The organism is Hymenobacter sp. (assembly GCF_036388155.1).
Lineage (GTDB): Bacteria > Bacteroidota > Bacteroidia > Cytophagales > Hymenobacteraceae > Hymenobacter.
Window position 1 is genome coordinate 37,526 of the sequence record NZ_DASVSI010000019.1, and the last position, 17,287, is coordinate 54,812.

The 17,287-nt window shown below is 60.4% G+C and carries 10 protein-coding genes; 3 read left to right on the plus strand and 7 right to left on the minus strand.

Annotated features, from left to right (window positions below; genetic code table 11):
• Positions 1 to 75 precede the first annotated feature (75 nt).
• The 4 genes from VF629_RS02885 to VF629_RS02900 form a co-directional block, all read right to left on the minus strand.
• Positions 76 to 1,893, minus strand: a complete 1,818-nt coding sequence (locus VF629_RS02885; RefSeq protein ID WP_331056946.1) for a DUF885 domain-containing protein — start codon at positions 1,891 to 1,893, stop codon at positions 76 to 78.
• 160 nt (positions 1,894 to 2,053) lie between these two features.
• Positions 2,054 to 3,862, minus strand: coding sequence for a DUF885 domain-containing protein (locus VF629_RS02890; RefSeq protein WP_331056947.1), 1,809 nt, complete (start codon positions 3,860 to 3,862; stop codon positions 2,054 to 2,056).
• A gap of 228 nt (positions 3,863 to 4,090) precedes the next feature.
• Positions 4,091 to 5,902, minus strand: coding sequence for a DUF885 domain-containing protein (locus VF629_RS02895; RefSeq protein ID WP_331056948.1), 1,812 nt, complete (start codon positions 5,900 to 5,902; stop codon positions 4,091 to 4,093).
• A 164-nt stretch (positions 5,903 to 6,066) separates the two neighbouring features.
• Positions 6,067 to 6,642, minus strand: coding sequence for a T9SS type A sorting domain-containing protein (locus VF629_RS02900; protein WP_331056949.1), 576 nt, complete (start codon positions 6,640 to 6,642; stop codon positions 6,067 to 6,069).
• A 2,242-nt stretch (positions 6,643 to 8,884) separates the two neighbouring features.
• Between VF629_RS02900 and VF629_RS02905 the strand changes: the two genes are divergently transcribed.
• The 3 genes from VF629_RS02905 (at position 8,885) to VF629_RS02915 (ending at position 14,393) form a co-directional block, all read left to right on the plus strand.
• Positions 8,885 to 11,968 (plus strand): glycoside hydrolase family 3 N-terminal domain-containing protein, encoded by a 3,084-nt coding sequence (locus VF629_RS02905; protein ID WP_331056950.1) that lies wholly within the window; start codon positions 8,885 to 8,887, stop codon positions 11,966 to 11,968.
• A 94-nt stretch (positions 11,969 to 12,062) separates the two neighbouring features.
• Positions 12,063 to 12,695 carry a hypothetical protein gene (locus tag VF629_RS02910; protein ID WP_331056951.1) on the plus strand — a complete coding sequence of 211 codons (633 nt, stop codon included), beginning with the start codon at positions 12,063 to 12,065 and terminating at the stop codon, positions 12,693 to 12,695.
• A gap of 72 nt (positions 12,696 to 12,767) precedes the next feature.
• Positions 12,768 to 14,393 (plus strand): 3-(methylthio)propionyl-CoA ligase, encoded by a 1,626-nt coding sequence (locus VF629_RS02915; protein ID WP_331056952.1) that lies wholly within the window; start codon positions 12,768 to 12,770, stop codon positions 14,391 to 14,393.
• 36 nt (positions 14,394 to 14,429) lie between these two features.
• Here VF629_RS02915 and VF629_RS02920 read toward each other — a convergent pair whose 3' ends face one another.
• From VF629_RS02920 to VF629_RS02930, 3 genes are all read right to left on the minus strand, one after another.
• Positions 14,430 to 14,936 (minus strand): DUF2059 domain-containing protein, encoded by a 507-nt coding sequence (locus tag VF629_RS02920; RefSeq protein WP_331056953.1) that lies wholly within the window; start codon positions 14,934 to 14,936, stop codon positions 14,430 to 14,432.
• 46 nt (positions 14,937 to 14,982) lie between these two features.
• On the minus strand, positions 14,983 to 15,783 hold the full coding sequence (proC, locus tag VF629_RS02925; RefSeq protein WP_331056954.1) for a pyrroline-5-carboxylate reductase: 801 nt from the start codon (positions 15,781 to 15,783) through the stop codon (positions 14,983 to 14,985).
• 228 nt (positions 15,784 to 16,011) lie between these two features.
• The gene (locus VF629_RS02930; protein WP_331056955.1) at positions 16,012 to 17,193 is read right to left on the minus strand and encodes an acyltransferase family protein; all 1,182 of its coding nucleotides are present in this window, start codon (positions 17,191 to 17,193) and stop codon (positions 16,012 to 16,014) included.
• Positions 17,194 to 17,287 lie beyond the last annotated feature (94 nt).

Here is a 17,287-nt window from a genome sequence, read left to right on the forward strand (position 1 = left end):
AAAACCGGTAATTCGGACCAAATTAGGTCTGGATTACCGGTTTTCAATATTTGTCAGCTCGGACCCGCTGAAAGTTTACCGTTGGCGGGTTGCCCAGGCATCCATCTTGCGCTCCAGCAGGGCTAGCGGCATCCCGCCATCGGCCAGCAACTCGTCGTGAAAGGCCTTCAGGCTGAACTTCGGGCCCAACTGCTTTTCGTAGCGGCTGCGCAGTTCCAGCAGTTTCAGGTGGCCCGTTTTGTAGCTCAGGGCCTGGCCGGGCGAGGCCATGTAGCGCTCGATTTCGGCCGTGGCCAACTGTTCGGTGATGACCTCGTTATCCAGCATGTACTTGATGGCTTCCTCGCGGGTCATGCCTTTGGCGTGCAAGCCCACGTCCACCACCAGCCGGATGGCGCGGTGCATTTCGCCGCCCAGCGAGCCCACGTATTGGTAGGGGTCGGTGTAGAGGCCTAGTTCTTTGCCCAGGCTCTCGCAATACAGCCCCCAGCCTTCGCTATAGGCGCTGTAGCCGCCGAAGCGCCGGAACTTGGGCAGGCTGGCGTTTTCGTTCTGCAACGAAATTTGGTAGTGGTGCCCAGGAATGGCCTCGTGCAAAAACACGTCTTCCATGGGCGGCAACGACGTCACGTTGTACTGCGTCGCGTCCAGAATGGGCACGTAGAAAATGCCGGCGCGTTTGCCGTCGGGCGACCCGGCCACGTACTGCGCGCTGGACGAAGCCGCGCGGTAGGCCTCGGTCTGGCGCACTTCAAACGGCGTTTTGGGCACGCGGCCGAACATCTTGTTCAGGTTGGGCATCATGCGCTGGTGAATGGCCTCGAAGCCGTCGAGCACTTCCTGCGGCGTCTTGTAGGGCCGAAACTTCGGGTCGTTTTTCATGTAGGCGAAGAAGGCCGGCAGGTCGCCCTGGAAGCCCACTTCCTGCTTCACCCGCTCCATTTCGGTGCGCAGGCGCTTCACCTCGCTCAGGCCCGTCTGGTAAAGTTCTTCCGGGGTTTTGTCGGTGGTGGTGCTCGCTTTTACCGCGTAGCGGTAGGCCTCCGGCCCGCCCGGCAGGTCGCCGTAGCCCGAAGTGGCGCGGGCTTTGGGAAGGTATTCGTTTTTCAGGAACGCGCTGAGCTTCTGGTAGGTCGGCACCAGCTGGGCACCGATGGCGCGCTGGTAAGCCGCGGTTAGGCGTTCCTTGTCGGCGGCCGGCAGGGTAGCGGGCAGCTTGGCAATGGGGCCGTAGAACACGCTTTTGGTGGGGTCGGCCGCGGCCAAGGCGTCGAGCTGCGGTATCATTTTCAGAACCAGCGTTTTTGGTAGTACCACGCCCCGGGCCATGCCCTGGCAAAAGTTGCCGATGGCCGAGTCGGCCCACACCGGAAACTGGCTTACCCGCGCCAGCCAGTTGTCGTAGTCCTTCACCGTTTTGAACGGCTGCGCGCCCGTGCCCGAGCCGAACTGAGCCATGGCTTGCGGCAGGCCGCCGGTCTGACCAAACGGCATCATCCAGCCGATTTGCTTTTGGTCCGGAAGCACCGTTTCGAGTCGGTAGCGGAAAATGTCGTAGCTCAGCTGGTCGTTGGCAGAGAGTTTGGCGCGGTCTAGTTGGCCCAGCTTGGTCAGGTAGCGCTTGGAAAACTGCTGTTGCTGCTGGCGGAAGGCGCGGGTTTCGGTGTTGGGCAGTTGGTCGTTGTAGCGGTTGTCGCCCTGCGCCGTGGCCGAGAAGGGATTGAGCTTGGCTTGCTCTTCCCAGTAAGCGTCGAACAAAGCCGCCAGCGGAGCCGAGGCCTTCGAAGTAGCCGCTGCGGCCTTAGCGGCGGGCTTGGCTTTGGGAGACTGAGCTGCCAAGGGCGCAGCGGGTAGGCACAAGGCCAGCAGCAACGCGAGAGTAGTTTTTTGCATTAGAAAAGGGGATAATGTCAATGAGTGGGGCTGAAAGGCCGTCATGCAGAGCGCAGCGAAGCATCTCGCGTGGGGCAGTAAATGATTACTGGCAGCTGGCGAGATGCTTCGCTGCGCTCTGCATTACCGGCTTTCTGCATGAGCGGCTCTTATGAAAAGTTTATTTCTGCCTCGCGGCCCAGGCGTCCATCTTGCGTTCCAGTACAGCCAGCGGCATGGAGCCCCCGGCCAGCACTTCGTCGTGGAAGGCCTTCAGGCTAAATTTCGGACCGAGCTGCTTTTCGTAGCGGGCGCGCAACTCGCGCAGCTTTAAAGCGCCGGTTTTGTAGGCCAGCGCCTGGCCCGGAATGGCCATGTAGCGCTCAATTTCGGCCGTGGCGCCTTGCTCGCTGATGGGCTCGTTGGCCATCATGTACTTAATGGCTTCTTCGCGGGTCATGTTCTTGGCGTGCATGCCCACGTCTACCACCAGCCGGATGGCGCGATGCATCTCGTCGCCCAGCGCCCCAATTTTCTGGTAGGGGTCCTTATAGAGACCCAACTCCGGCCCCAAGCTTTCGCAATACAGCGCCCAGCCCTCGCTGAAGGCCGGGTACGAAGCAAAGCGCCGGAACTTGGGCAGCGCGGTATTTTCCTGCTGCAACGACAGCTGGTAGTGGTGCCCCGGAATGGCCTCGTGCGCAAACAGCGACTCCATGCCCGAGGTGGTGTTGAACTTGGTGGCGTCGAGAATGGGCACGTAGAAAATGCCCGGCCGCGAGCCGTCGGGCGTGCCTCGGTTGTACTCGGCCGAGGCGGTGGCGGCGCGGAAGGCCTCCGTCTGCCGAATTTCAAAGGGCGACTTGGGCGTGCGGCCGAATAGCTTGGGCAAATTCGGCTCAATCTGGGCCTGAATGGCGCGGAAGGCGTTTAGCACCTCCTCCGGCGTTTTGTAGGGCGTGAATTTGGGCTCCGAGTTCAGGTAGGTGAAAAAGGCCGGCAGCTCGCCTTGGAAAGCTGCCTGCTTTTTCACCGCTTCCATTTCGGTCCGGATGCGCTTCACCTCCGCGAGGCCGGTTTGGTAAATGGCGTCCGGGGCGCGGTCGGTGGTGGTCATCGAGCGCACGTTGTAGCGGTACATGGCGGCGCCACCGGGCACGGCGGCCAGGCCGGTGCTGGTGCGGGCCTGGGGCAGGTATTCGGTTTGCAGGAAGTCGGCCAGCTTGCGGTAAGTGGGCACCAGCTGGGTGAGAATGGCTTGCTGGTAGGCCGTGGTGAGGCGGGCTTTGTCGGCCTCCGGGAAACTGGCCGGCATCCGGGTGATGGGGCCGTAAAACAGGCTCTTGGTGGCGTCCGTCGTGACTTGAGCTTGCAACTGGGGCACCATTTTCAGCACCAGCACGCGGGGCAGCACCACGGCTGCTTTCATGCCCTGTCGGAAATTTGCCATCGCCGAGTCGGCCCACACCGGAAACTGGCTTACTCGCGCCAGCCAGTTATCGTAGTCCTTCACGGTTTTGAACGGCTGCGCGCCCGTGCCCGCGCCCAACTGACCGAGCGTGTTGGGCAGGCTGTAGAACTGTGCGAAGGGCATCATCCAGGTGTTCTGCTGCAGGCCCTCCAGCCGATTCTGCATCTCGTACTGGAAGATGTCGTAGCTCACCCGGTCTTCGTCCGACAGCATGGCCCGGTCGAATTTCTGAAGCGACGCCAAGTACTGCTCGTAAAACTGCCGCTGCTGTTGCCGGAAGGCGCGGGTCTGGTCGTTCGGCAACTGGTCGTTGTAGCGGTTGTCGCCCTGGCTTGTGGCGCTCAGCGGCGAGAGCTTAGCGCGCTCTTCCCAGTACGCGTCAAACAGGGTCGCCAAGGGCACTGAGGCGGTGGTTGCCACCGTGGCTTTAGGGGCCGGTTTTGTTTTGGGGGTTTGGGCCGCTGCGGATGCGGCCGGCAGGCTCAGCGCCAGCAGCAACGCGAATGAATGCTTGTGCATCGGAATTAGTGTGTGGGAAAAGGCCGGTAAGCCTTGATTAAAACCAAGCGAGTCGCTCGCAGTAGGACAATAAAATAAAAATAGAACGTCATCCTGAGCGCAGTCGAGGCATCTGTACTGCAACAGTAAACCCGATTAGTTGCGAGGGCGAGATGCTTCGACTGCGCTCAGCATGACGTGCTGCTTTTTTCTGAAATCATAAAAAAGCAGGTGTTCCAGACCCACACGCTACTGCTTGGCGGCCCAGGCGTCCATCTTCTTTTCCAGTACGGCCAGCGGCATAGAGCCGTCTTTCAGCAACTCGTCGTGGAAGTTGCTGAGCTTGAACTTACCGCCCAGCTGCTTCTCGTACTTCGTGCGCAGCTCCCGGATTTTGAGTTGACCAATTTTGTAGCCCAGCGCCTGGCCCGGAATGGCCATGTAGCGCTCGATGGCCGAAGTGGCGTCATCGGAGCTGATGCTCAGGTTGTTCAGCATGTAGGCAATGGCTTGCTCGCGGGTCATTTGGCGGGAGTGCAGGCCGGTGTCCACCACCAGGCGCACGGCGCGCAGCATCTCGTCGCCCAGGGCGCCCATGCGCTGGTAGGGGTCTTTGTAGAGGCCCAGTTCTGGCCCCAGGCTCTCGCAGTACAGGGCCCAGCCTTCCACGTAAGCATTTTGGAAGCCGAAGCGACGGAATTTGGGCAACGTGGTATTCTCCTGGGTCAGCGAAATCTGGTAGTGGTGGCCCGGGATGGCTTCGTGCAGAAACAGCGACTCCATGCCCGAAGTGGTGGAGAACTTGGTGGCATCCGGGATGGGTACGTAGAAAATGCCCGGCCGCGAGCCGTCCGGCGACCCCTGGTTGTACTCCGCCGACGCCGACGCCTCGCGGAATTTCTCCGTTTCGCGGATTTCAAACGGCGTTTTGGGCGTGCGGCCAAACATGGTTTTCAGGTTGGGCAGCATGCGCTGGTGGATGTCCTCAAAAGCGGCCAGCACTTCCTCCGGCTTCTTGTAGGGGCGGAATTTGGCGTCGGAATTCAGGTAGGTGAAGAAGGCCGGCAAGTCGCCTTTGAAGCCCACTTCGGTTTTTATCTGCTCCATCTGCTTCCGGATGCGCGCCACTTCCGATAGGCCGGTCTGGTAGATTTCAGTGGGCGTCTTGTCCGTCGTGGTCAGGTACTCCACGAGGAACGTGTACATCTCCTTGCCGCCGGGCACGGCGTCGATGCCGCTCGTGGCCCGGGCTTTGGGCAAGTACTCGTTGGCCATGAACGTGCCCAGCTTCTTGTAAGAAGGCACCAGCTCGGTGAGGATGGCCTGCTTGTAGGCAGCCGTCAGGCGGGTTTTGTCGGCGTCCGAAAAGTCTTTCGGCATGCGCGTGATGGGGCCGTAGTACAGGCTCTTGGTGGGGTCGGTCACCAGCATGTCAGGGGCTTGCAGCTGCGGAATCATGCGCTCCACCAGCACCTTGGGCAGCACCACGCCCGTGCGCATGCCCACCCGGAAGTTGGCAATGGCCGAGTCCGTCCAGGCCGTGAAGCCGCGCACCCGGCCCAGCCAGTTCTCGTAGTCCTTCACCGTTTTGAAGGGCTGGTTGCCCTGTCCTGAGCCATACTGACCCAGGGTAATGGGCAGGCCGTAAAACTGGTTGGCCGGCATCATCCACGAGTTCAGCTTCAGGCCCGCCAGCCCGTGCTTCATCTCGTACTCGAAGATGTCGTAGCTGATTTTGTCGTTCTCGCTCAGCTTTTCGCGGTCGAACTTCTGCAAGCGCGTCAGGTAGCTCTGGTAGAAGTTGCGCAGGGTGTCGCGGAAGGCGCGGGTCTGGTTGTTGGGCAGCTGGTCGTTGTAGCGGTTGTCGCCGGTGGCCGTGGCCGAAAGCGGGTCGAGGCGCGAGTTTTCTTCCCAATAGCTGTTGAACAGGCCCGGCAGGCCGGTGGTGGAGTCGGTCGCCGTTGGGCTGCCGTCGGCGCTGGCGGTGTCCGAGGTTTTGGTTTGGTTACAGGCCGTGGTAAGCGCCGCGGCCACGAGGCCGGCGAGGGCAATTTTTTTCATGAACGAAGGATGAGAATGCAGAGATAAACAAAACCGTGGGGCCAAATAACAGCAAAATCCGGGGGCGGCTGCATGGGCGTGGCCGCAGGGGCCCGGCCCAAAAAACAACACCCCGCACCTGACGAAGGCACGGGGCGTTGCAAGGCAGGCAAGGCGCAACGGCGCTATTCGCGCACCAGCCGCTGGGTGCTGCGGCCGCTGGCGCCGGTCAGCTCCAGGAAGTAGGCTCCTTTGCCCAGCGCACGCAGGTCAAGCGCTTCGTTGGCGCTGGCTGTGCCGCTCAGCAGGGTTTGGCCAACGTTGTTGAGCACGCGGTAGCGCACGGCGCCCAGCGCAACAGGCAGGCGCACGGTGCCGGTGGTGGGGTTGGGGAAAGCCGCCAGTTCCGTCCGCTGCCATTCGGCCGAAGCCACGGGCGAATACGTGCCGGTGCCGTCCGCATCGACCTGCCGCAGGCGGTAGTAAGCCAGCCCCGCCAGGGGGCGGCTGTCCACAAAAGCGTAGTCCTGCACGCGGCTGCTGGTGCCCTGGCCCTTCACCGTGCCAATGGTTTCGAACCCTTCACCAGTGGCGCTGCGCTGCACTTCAAACCGGTCGTTGTTGTTCTCGGAAGCCGTGGCCCAGGCCAGCGCCACGCCAGCGGTGCTGGGTGCAGCGGCAAAGCGCGTGAGCTCAACGGGGAGGGGGTTGTTACCGGCGGCCCGCGAAGCTTCGATGGATGCTAAAGTGAAATTGCTCAACGAAGTAAAAGGCGCGTTGGGCGCAGTTGTTCCGTCCACAGAACCAGCCGATTGAATAGAGCCAGTAAGAAAAACAGTGCCGTCCCCAGCCGTCGTTGTGGCGCCACCGCCCAAGTTGGCCCATACACCGCTGGCTTGGCTTTTGGCCACGCGTAATTTAGAAAGAGCATCAACCTTGTCATCAACGCCATAGTAAATGGTGATTCGGCCAGCGGTAAAGGCTGAGGCTCCGTTTGTGGTAACTGAATAGTGACGGACGCCAGAGACTCGTTTAATACTCGTTGGCGTTGAAGCGGGAAAGGTTTGTGTGGGGGCTGGGCCTAAAATAACCTGCGCGGTGAAGGACGTGGCGCTACCCGAAGACTGGGCCAATGCAAGGCTGATTGGACGATATGCGCCGGGGGTGCCAATAGGAAAGAATAAGCCGGTTCCATCGGCTGTATTAAGAGCAACATTTCCTGTTGCTGATGTGGTGGTCCGCGTTATGGGGCCATTTACGAAACTGGTATTCGTAAGCGTGCTATTCGTGAAACCGGGAGCAGCGTCCACCCCAGCGCCAACTGCCAAGTTCAACGGGGCAGCACTAGTAGTATTAAGCAGCCCTGCTGTGAATCTGATGGCATCAACGATGGTAAGGGGCAGCGATAATGTCACGCCTTCTGAACTGGTATTATTAATTTCCAATCGGGCGTTATTGCCAAAGGTCAGCGTGCCCACTCCGCCTATGGTTTGAGCAGATGTTCCGTTAAAGGAAAAGGAACGTGTCGTCCCAGGATTAAAAAAAAGCGAAGACCCAGCGCCGGAAAGAGTCAGATTGCCACCGATGTTAATTCCGGCAGTGTTAGTAAGCGTTATGGTGACGTCAGCGCTACTAGAAATAGTCAAATTGTTCGTGATTGCGAGCGCTACGGTTCCGCTAATTGTAGTAGCGCCGGCATTGGCAAACTCTAGGTTTCCATAAGACCGTGCAGCACTGAAAGCACCAAAAGTGCCGCCTACATAGCGGTAAATGCTGCCTGATTGAAAAGAGGCCGGGCCATAAGGGTCACCGCCTACTTCCTGTTGGAAGGTGGAACCTGTTCCAAATACGGCTACGCCATTTGGCCCGCCTAAAGGGCTGCCCGTCAATTTTGTGTCAGCAACAGTTTTAGTGGTCAGGCTTCCTCCACTTGTGAATTGTATGGCGCTTGCGGCGTCGCCTTGTAGCTGAATAGTGACTGATGATTGTGGGTTGCCTCCTGAGCCCGAGAAAACGACGGGCCCTGCGATGCTGGCCGTAGCAGCAGGACCTAAATCAAAATTCAAAACAGCATTGTCGTTATTGCCAACTGTGCCTACCACTGCAAGTGAACTACCAGCGTCAAGAACGAAATCGGACCCGGCGGCATCACCCTGAATATTTATGACACGCGTGATGTCTCCATTGATAGCTAGGGTAACGGAGGCGCTATTGATGAATTTAAGCTGGCCTATGGTTCGAGTCACATCGACTGTAGCACTCGGAATGCCACCGCTGAATACCAAGATGTCGGTGTTGGCGCGCGTTGTGCGAGTAGCACCTGTTCCATTTGGGCCAGTACTCCAGTTGCTTAATGCGTCAAAGCTGCTGTTTGCGGTGCCTTTCCAGTAATAAGTAGTCTGCGCCTGCGCCACAGCCGACCACAGCATTAGCGCGCCAAAGAGTAGCGAGGTTCTGCTTAACAGTGAGCAGCAACGCTTCCTACCATGCAGAATTGCGGAAAATTTGTTCATATTACTATGCAAAATTGTATTTATTAAGCAATATAAATGTTATTTATAGTAATCGTGAAACAACTTCTTTTAAATAGCGTAACGTTTGCCTTTTTCAATTGGATTAAGTCAATAGCCCTACCTGGATAAAACCACCCGTTCCGTCCGTAAGAGCGAAGTTTGAGAGGTTTTAGTGGTTAGCATTCTGCTAGTGGTGGGGGCTTAACGACCATTTGTGCATCACTTGGACCGATGGGTTAGGCTTGTGTAGTGAAATAGGAAACTGCCTAGGTTGCGGGCACTGTTAAATTTTCTGTTGACGCGACGTTAGGAAGACATTTGGTGCGATTGTCTGGCTAGGCCCGAGTACATGCGTCAGTATCCGGCGACGCTCAGTTATGAATGAGTAAGAGGCATCGTTCATAGCGTGCCGATGCCGACATTTGCGGCCGGCATTCCCTCCACATTTCCCGCCGCTCGTTACTTGGCTTCATTCCGAATTCTCCTGTTTTTGCTAGCACTGTTGGCCTTGCCGTCACTGGTGTCAGCGCAACGGCGCCCCGTACCGGCCCGCGCCAAATCTGTAACCCAGCCCGTTCGCAAACCTGCGCGCCCCGTTGCCAAGAAGCCCAAAGCTGCCCCCAAAGCACCCATTTCCCCCGCCTTTACCAAATACCTGAACTCGCGGTGGGTAGATAGCCTCATGCGGGTGCTCACGCCCGACCAACGGGCCGCGCAGCTGTTCATGGTGGCCGCGTATTCCAACCGCAAGCGCATCGACGAGGACTCCATTTCCACCCTCATTCAGCAGTATGGCATCGGCGGGCTCATCTTCTTCCAGGGTGGGCCGGGCCGGCAGGCGCGCCTGCTCAACCGCTACCAGAGCCAGAGCCGGGTGCCGCTGCTGGTGGCCATGGACGGCGAATGGGGCGTGGGCATGCGCCTCGACAGCGTGGTGAAATTCCCCTATCAAATGAGCCTGGGCGGCGACACCGACACCACGTTGCTCTACGACATGGGCCGTGAAGTGGCCGCGCAGTTCAAGCGCCTGGGCATGCACGTGAACTTTGCGCCGGTGGTCGACGTGAACAACAACCCCGCCAACCCCGTCATCGGCTTTCGCTCCTGGGGCGAAAACCCCGCCGCGGTGGCCCGCGACAGCCGTCAGTACATGCGCGGCATGCAGGACGCAGGCATCCTGGCCGTGGCCAAGCACTTCCCCGGCCACGGCGACGTCGACGCCGACTCCCACCTGGCCCTGCCCACAGTGCGCGTCGACCGCCGCCGGCTCGATACGCTCGAGTTGCCGCCCTTCCGCAGCCTAATGGCGGGCGGCCTGGGCGGCGTGATGGTGGCCCACCTCAACGTGCCGGCCCTGGACACCGTGCCGGGCCCCAGCACCTTGTCGCGGCCCATCATCAACGACTTGCTGCGGAAGGAGATGGGCTTTAAAGGCCTGGTTTTCACCGATGCCATGAACATGCGCGGCGTGATTAGCATGTTCCCGCCCGGTGAGGCTGACGTGCGCGCCATCATGGCCGGCAACGACATTTTGGAGTTCAGCAAGAACATTCCGCTGGCCCTGCAAATGGTGCGGGCCGCCGTGGACAGCGGCCGGATTTCGCAAAAGGAAATCGACTTGCATTGCCGCCGCGTGTTGGCGCTCAAGCAATGGGCGGGGCTGAACCGCTACCGGCCCATTGACACCAAAAACCTCCACGAAGACCTCAACGCGCCGCACGCCCAGTACCTCAGCCACCGCCTCACGGAGCTGAGCATGACCTTGCTGCGCAACCAAAAAAACCTGCTGCCCCTGCAGCGGCTCGACACGTTGCGCATTGCCACGCTGGTCATTGGCGGCTCGCCCCGCGACACCACCGACTTCCAGAAAGCCGTGGCCGACTACGCCCCCGCGGCGCACTACCACGCTTCTGCTTCGCCCACGCTCGACGAGCTGACCAAGCTGCGCGAGTCGCTGAAGCGCTACAATACCGTGCTGGTGGCCCTGCAGGGGCTGGGGCGCCTGCCCGCCACCAGTTTCGGCATCACCCCTGAAACCAACCTGTTGCTGCGAGAGCTGGTGGGGCAAAAGCAAACCATCGTGCTGAGTGTCTTCGGCTCCGCCTACGCCGTGGCGAAGGTGCGCGACCTGGAACGGTCCGGTGCCGTGGTACTGGCCTACCAGGAAAGCAAAGACGCTCAAAGCCTGGCCGCTCAGGTCATCTTCGGGGGCAGCGCGGCCACGGGCAAGCTGCCTGTCACGGTTTCGGACCGCTACCCGCGGGGCTTTGGGCTGCGCACCGCCGGCAGCTACCGGCTGCGCTACGCCAACCCCGAAGACGAAGGCCTTGACGGCCGCCTGGAAGCGCGCGTGGACAGCCTACTGGGACGGGCGCTGGCGGCCCAGGCCTTTCCGGGGGCTCAGGTCGTCATCGCCCGCCGCGGGACGGTGGTGCTGCGCAAAAGCTATGGCAACCAGACTTATGCGGGCTTTGGAACGGGCCTGGTAGACGACAAGAAAAAGAAGCAGTCCCAGTCCGCCCCAGCCGGGACCCAGCCGGTGACGGTGCCGCGTCCCGTGCGCGACGGCGACATCTACGACCTGGCTTCCCTAACGAAGCTGATGGCTGCGACCCCGGCCTTGCTGCGCTTACAGGGGCAAGGCAAATTCAGCCCCGACAGCACCATGGGCAACTATTTTCCCTTCCTGCGCGGCACCAACAAGGAGAACCTGCGCATGCGCGACGTGCTAGCTCACCAAGCTCGCCTCAAGGCGTGGATTCCGTTTTGGAAGGAGCTAACCAACAAAAAGGGCAAGCTGCGGCGGCGCTATTTCCACGCCGACTCGTCGGCGCGTTTTCCCCTGGAAGCTGCCAACGGCCTTTGGGCGCGCAAAACCTTGCCGGAGCGCATCTACAAGGAAATAGGGGAGTCGCCGTTGAACGAGAAGCCCGGCTATGTGTATTCCGACTTGTCCTTCATTCTCTACCCCGAGCTGGTGAAGGCCCGTAGCGGGATGCCGTTCGATGCCTTTTTGCAGCGCGAAGTTTACGGGCCGCTGGGCGCAACCACCATGGGTTTCCGGCCCACCAACCGTTTCCCGCTGTCGCGCATTGTGCCCACCGAAGTCGACTCCGCTTTCCGGGGCCAACTGTTGCACGGCACGGTGCACGACGAAGGCGCGGCCCTGCTCGGCGGCTTGTCCGGGCACGCCGGCTTGTTTGGCAACGCCAACGATGTGGCCAAGCTGGTGCAGACCTACGCCTGGGGCGGGCGCTACGGCGGCCAGCAGGTCTTCGGCAAGGAGATTCTGGCCGACTGGACCCGTTGCCAATTTTGCCCCGACAACCGCCGGGCCCTGGCCTTCGACCGCCCCGCTGCCAATCCTACCGTGAACACGGCCAAAAGCGCCTCGCCCGGCAGCTACGGCCACACCGGCTTCACCGGGACCTACTTCTGGGTCGACCCCAAGGAGGAGTTGGTGGTGGTGTTGCTCACCAACCGCGTGCACCCCACCCGCAACAACAACAAGCTGACGGAGTTGAGCGTGCGCTCGTCGCTGCTGCAGCTGGCGTTGGAGGCGGTGCAGAAGTAAGGTTTCTATAAATTGCAGAAGTAAGGTTTCTATAAATTAAGTATCCCTGTTTTATTCGTACTTCTAAGCCAATCGCCTCTCATTCTCTGATTTTATGTGCTCCCTTCGCATTCTGTTAGCTGCTGTGTTGCCGTCGCTGCTTTTAACATCTTGCTCCAAGGACCCGGTGCAACACCGGTTTTCAAACGAGCAACTGGCCTGGCAAGGATACCAGGCCGGCGAGGTATTGCGATTCGGCCGCGACCGGGATGCCCAAGTACGCACGTACCAAGTCGCGAAAATCGACGATATAATGGAACCTCAGAGTGGGTTTTTTATTGGAACCCGACCAGAATATCAGCGCATTATCGTGGAGGTTCAGCGAACGGATTCGTTGTCGCGGCCAGAGCAAGTGTTGGAGCTGAGGTTGCCGGAAGCTCCTTTTGACGATAGAATTGTCCACGCCTTGGCTGGTTGGGAATCGTACAGGTACGCATCCTTGCCCATAGATGTGGTAAATCGTGGCGCTGCAATTGATACGTCTGCTTACCAGTTTCCTGGCGTCTATTTTTTGCCCACAGCTGTCTTCGGGGCGGTAACCTATTCACAAGTTATCCGAACTGACTACCGACCGTACACTGGGTCCGCAACCCCAAGCCGTATAACGCGCCGCCTCTACTACGCCAAAGGCAAGGGCGTGGTCGCCTTTGAAGAAGTCGGCAAGGGCCTTTGGTACCGGTTGCCGTAGTGTTTGGCCGCAATGAAAAGCCAGGCGCTAGCTGCTACCTTACAGCCTCTTTCCCTACCTGCTTTTCATAACATGCAAGGACTAATGATGGCCGACCAGCTCCGCGTGGCTGGCATAATCGAGCACGCCGCCAAATGGCACGCCACTGCCGAAATCGTGTCGCGCCTGCCCGAAGGCGGCCTGCACCGCTACACCTACGTCGACGCGCGCGGCCGCAGCAAGCAGCTGGCCAACGCCTTGCTCAAGCTGGGCGTGGCCGCCGGCGACCGGGTGGGCACGCTGGCCTGGAACACCCACCGCCACTTTGAGCTGTACTACGGCGTGGCCGGCATCGGGGCGGTGTGCCACACCATCAACCCGCGCCTGTTTCCGGAGCAGTTGGTCTACATCATCAACCACGCCGAAGACCGGCTGCTGTTCTTCGACTTGACGTTTCTGCCACTTGTGGAGCGGCTCGCTCCAGTGTGCCCCAAGGTGGAAAAATGGGTGCTGATGGCCCCCGCCGCGCACCTGCCGGCTGCTTCCGCCATGCCCGGCCTGTGCAGCTACGAAGACCTGCTGGCGGCTGAAACCGCCGATTACGAGTGGCCGATGCTGGACGAAAACACGGCCTGCTCCCTCTGCTACACCTCCGGTACCACCGACCAGCCCAAGGGCGTGCTTTATTCGAACCGCTCTACGGTGCTACACGCGCTGGGCATTTCGTTGCCCGATGCCCTCAACTGCTCGGCCCTCGACGTGATTATGCCCGTGGTGCCCATGTTCCACGTCAATGCCTGGGGTTTGCCCTATGCGGCCCCCATCAACGGCGCCAAGTTGGTGCTGCCGGGCGCGGGCATGGACGCGGCCAGTCTCTACGAATTGTTTGAAAACGAGGGCGTCACGTTCTCAGCCGGAGTGCCCACCATTTGGCTGGGGCTGCTGCAATTCATGCGCGAAGGCCAGCGCAAATTCCGTACGCTGCGACGCACGGTGGTGGGCGGCTCCTCCTGCCCGCCAGCCCTCATGAAAGCTTTTGAAGAAGAGCTGGGCGTGACAATACTGCACGCCTGGGGCATGACCGAAACCAGCCCCCTGGGCACCATGGCCAGCATCAAGCCGCAACATGCGGCCCTGAGCCCGGCCGATAACTTGGCCGTGCGGTCCAAGCAGGGAAGGGTGGTGTTTGGGGTGGATATGAAAATTGTGGGCGACGACGGCCAGGAGCTGCCGCACGACGGCGTGGCCTTCGGCGACTTGTTGGTGCGCGGGCCGTGGGTGGTGGGCGACTATTTCAACAGCGGCACGCCCGGCGAGCTTACCGCCGACGGCTGGTTCCGCACCGGCGACGTGGCCACCATCGACGCCGACGGCTTCATGCAAATCACCGACCGCTCGAAGGACGTCATCAAGTCAGGTGGCGAATGGATTTCCAGCATCGACCTCGAAAACCTGGCCGTGGCCCACCCCGCCGTGGCCGAGGCCGCCGTTATCGGCGTGCCCAGCGCCAAGTGGAGCGAGCGGCCCTTGCTGGTAGTAGTGCGCCGCCCCGGCATGGACGTATCGGCTGAAGAAATGCTCGATTTCTTCAAAGGCAAAGTGGCTAAGTTCTGCGAGCCCGACGCAGTAGAATTCGTGGACCAACTGCCGCACACCGCCACCGGCAAGCTGCTCAAGACGCAGATAAGAAAGGACTTCGCGGGCTATTCGGTGGCGTAGCTAGCCGGGATGGCGGCGCGGCTTCTTGCCGATGCACTACTTGGTGCCGGATGTTTTGGCGGCGATGGCCTCCTGCAATTCGGGTAGGTGCTCTTTAACCAGGCGCTGCCCGATTTCACCGCCAGTTTGCATCATTTCGGGTAAAAGGGCTGCCATTTTTTTCCCCACCGGGGATTGGTAGAACTTCGTCAGCTCCCGCAGCTCTGCTTCTGTAAACTTTTGGGCGTAAGCTTCGGCCAGAGCCGGTCGAATCACCTCAAACCCCATATACTTGGTCAGAAAGGCACGCATTTCTGGCTCGTATGGCTTAATTTCTTGATGTGTTTTCAACTGTGCGTCCAAGAACTGGTCGATGAGTTGGTTGAAAGAAGCAGCAGTATAGATGGAACCTATCAAGACGTCTGCAGCCTGGCGCTGGCTGGGGGCGATGCTCGCGGACGAGGCTTTGGGAACAGCCGGAGCGGAGGCAGTGACGGTTTGTGCGCTGGCCGATACGCTCAAGCTTAGGGCGAGCAGGATAAGAAAAAGAGGGCGAAGATTCATTTGCCGAATAACGTTACTGGAACGCGAACTATCCGTGAAAAGGGGCTCACTTGCCCAGTTCCTCGGCCCGGTCGCGGGCGGCGCTGGCGCCGGCTACCAGCCCCTCCCGCACCTGGCCGGCGCCAAAGGCCTTCATAGCGGCTTCGGTGGTACCGCCTTTGGAGGCCACTTTCGTTATCCAGTCGCCGCAGCTCAGGCCCGATTGAGAGTAGAGTTCTACCGCGCCGCGGAAGGTTTGGCTCACCAGTAGTTCGGCTTCGGCGGGGCTGAAGCCCATTTGGGTGGCGGCGGCCATCAGGGCGTCCATGCAGTAGTACACGTAGGCCGGGCCGCTGCCCGAAATGGCCGTGGCGGCGTCAATGGCGGGCTCTTCTTCCACGTACACCGTTTTGCCGGTGGTGCTGAGCAGGTTTTGCACTTGCACCAGCTCGGCGCGGGTCACGGCGTCGGTGCTGGTGAAGGCCGTCATGCCCATGCCGATTTGGGAGGGCAGGTTGGGCATGGCCCGAATGACCTTGGGCGTGCCCAGCTCGTCGCGCAGGGTGGCAATGCGCACCCCAGCCATGATGCTGAGCACCACTTGCTGCGGCTGCACCAGCCCGCGCAGGGCGTCAAACAAGGCCGGCGAGTCTTGCGGCTTCACGGCCAGAATGAGCAAATCGGCGCCGGGCACGCACTCGGCGGGCGTGCCCCACACCGTGCCTATTTCGTGCGCCGCCAGGGCGGGCACCCGCTCGGGCGAGCGGGCCAGGAGGCGTAAGTCGAGCCGCGAGGTTATGTGCGCCCGCACGAAACTCCGGGCGTAAGTAAGGCCCATGTTGCCGCCGCCAATAATCAGAATTTTCATAACTGAGGGTTCGGGATTCTCCGAAAGAACGTCATGCAGAAAGGAACGCGCCTGCTGCTCTGGTCGCTGGCATCGGCGTCGCCAAAGCCTTCCGCCTGGGGTGGGCACTCAATCGGCTGTCATGCGGTTCGCTGCGCTCAGCACGAAAGGAAGCGCAGTTGACATACTTCGGCTCTGCCGAGGCCAGAGGAATGGGACGCTTACTTTCTATTCAAAAAGTCAGTAAGCTCATACCTTCAGCACCACGTTTTTCTTGTACATCCAACTCAGGATGAAGTACCAGATGACGATAAGAACAACCGCGCCGACCAGCGAAGCCGTGCGTGGGTCGGCGAAGAAAGGCGCGATGCCCCATTCGTAGAGCCACTCTTTCAAGCCGCCGGTTTTGCCGTTGGGCAGGCCGAGTTCAAGCAGCCCGAAGGTGCGCGACAGCAGCGCCGAAAGGCAGAACACCAGTATGGCATTGACGCCGTAGACCAGGGCCGGGCGCGTCCACCTACGGTAGCCCTGCACGTCGCATACCCAATAGAGTGCGGCTAGCCCGGCCATGGCCAACCCGCCGGTGTACAGGACGTAGGGACTGCTCCACAGTGCTTTGTTGATGGGGAACCACGGCGCCCAGATGAGCCCTGAGACGATGATTCCGCAGGCTGCCACAAACAGCCACGCCACCTTGGCGGCGGGTTCCTGGTCGCGGCGGCGGAGCCACTGGGCCGTGAGTACGCCCAGCAAGCCCGTGCCCAACGCGGGCAGCGTGCCCAGCAAGCCTTCGGGGTCCCAGGTTTTGCTGGATTTCCAGAGGTGGGCTTCGGTGAAAATGGTGCGGTCGAGCCAGGCCCCGAGATTGGTGCTGGGCTCCAGGTTGGCTGGGCCGAAGCCGGGCACCGGCACCAGCTGCATCAGCACGGCGTAGCCAATGAGAAAGCTGAGGAGCAGCCAGACTTGGGTGCGCCAGCTGGTTTTTAGAAAGATGATGCTGCAGCCTAAAAATACCAGCGCAATGCGCTGCAGCACGCCCGGAATTCGGACTACCGAGAAGTCAAACTTTGGGTAAAGCGACAGCAGCAGGCCCAGCCCAAACAGCACCGCCGCGCGCTTGGCCACGCGCAGCAGCACCGCGCCTTGCGGCCCGCCGCGCTGCTTCACACCATCGAGCGCATACACCAGGCTCACGCCTACGATGTATAAAAAGAAAGGAAAAATGAGGTCGGTGGGCGTGCAGCCGTTCCATTCGGCGTGTTCGAAGGGCGGGTAGATGTGGCCCCAGTCGCCGGGGTTGTTCACCAAAATCATGGCCATCACCGTGAGGCCCCGGAATACGTCGAGCGAGATAAGCCGGCCCGGCTGCGAGGCCTCGGCCAGGGGCAGCGTGCCGGTGGTGGCGACGGCCGCCTGCGTGGTGGTATTCATGATTCGACAGGAAAAGGAATGAGGTGGGCTAAAGTTAAAGCAGTTCGTGTTGAGCCTGTCGTCCTTATTTGTCATCCTCATCTGGCGTCCGCGC

Coding starts and splice junctions, on each gene's coding strand:
- VF629_RS02920 (WP_331056953.1), bottom strand. CDS start 14,936: ATGAATCTTCGCCCTCTTTTTCTTATCCTGCTCGCCCTAAGCTTGAGC.
- VF629_RS02885 (WP_331056946.1), bottom strand. CDS start 1,893: ATGCAAAAAACTACTCTCGCGTTGCTGCTGGCCTTGTGCCTACCCGCT.
- VF629_RS02910 (WP_331056951.1), top strand. CDS start 12,063: ATGTGCTCCCTTCGCATTCTGTTAGCTGCTGTGTTGCCGTCGCTGCTT.
- VF629_RS02895 (WP_331056948.1), bottom strand. CDS start 5,902: ATGAAAAAAATTGCCCTCGCCGGCCTCGTGGCCGCGGCGCTTACCACG.
- VF629_RS02915 (WP_331056952.1), top strand. CDS start 12,768: ATGCAAGGACTAATGATGGCCGACCAGCTCCGCGTGGCTGGCATAATC.
- VF629_RS02890 (WP_331056947.1), bottom strand. CDS start 3,862: ATGCACAAGCATTCATTCGCGTTGCTGCTGGCGCTGAGCCTGCCGGCC.
- VF629_RS02930 (WP_331056955.1), bottom strand. CDS start 17,193: ATGAATACCACCACGCAGGCGGCCGTCGCCACCACCGGCACGCTGCCC.
- proC (WP_331056954.1), bottom strand. CDS start 15,783: ATGAAAATTCTGATTATTGGCGGCGGCAACATGGGCCTTACTTACGCC.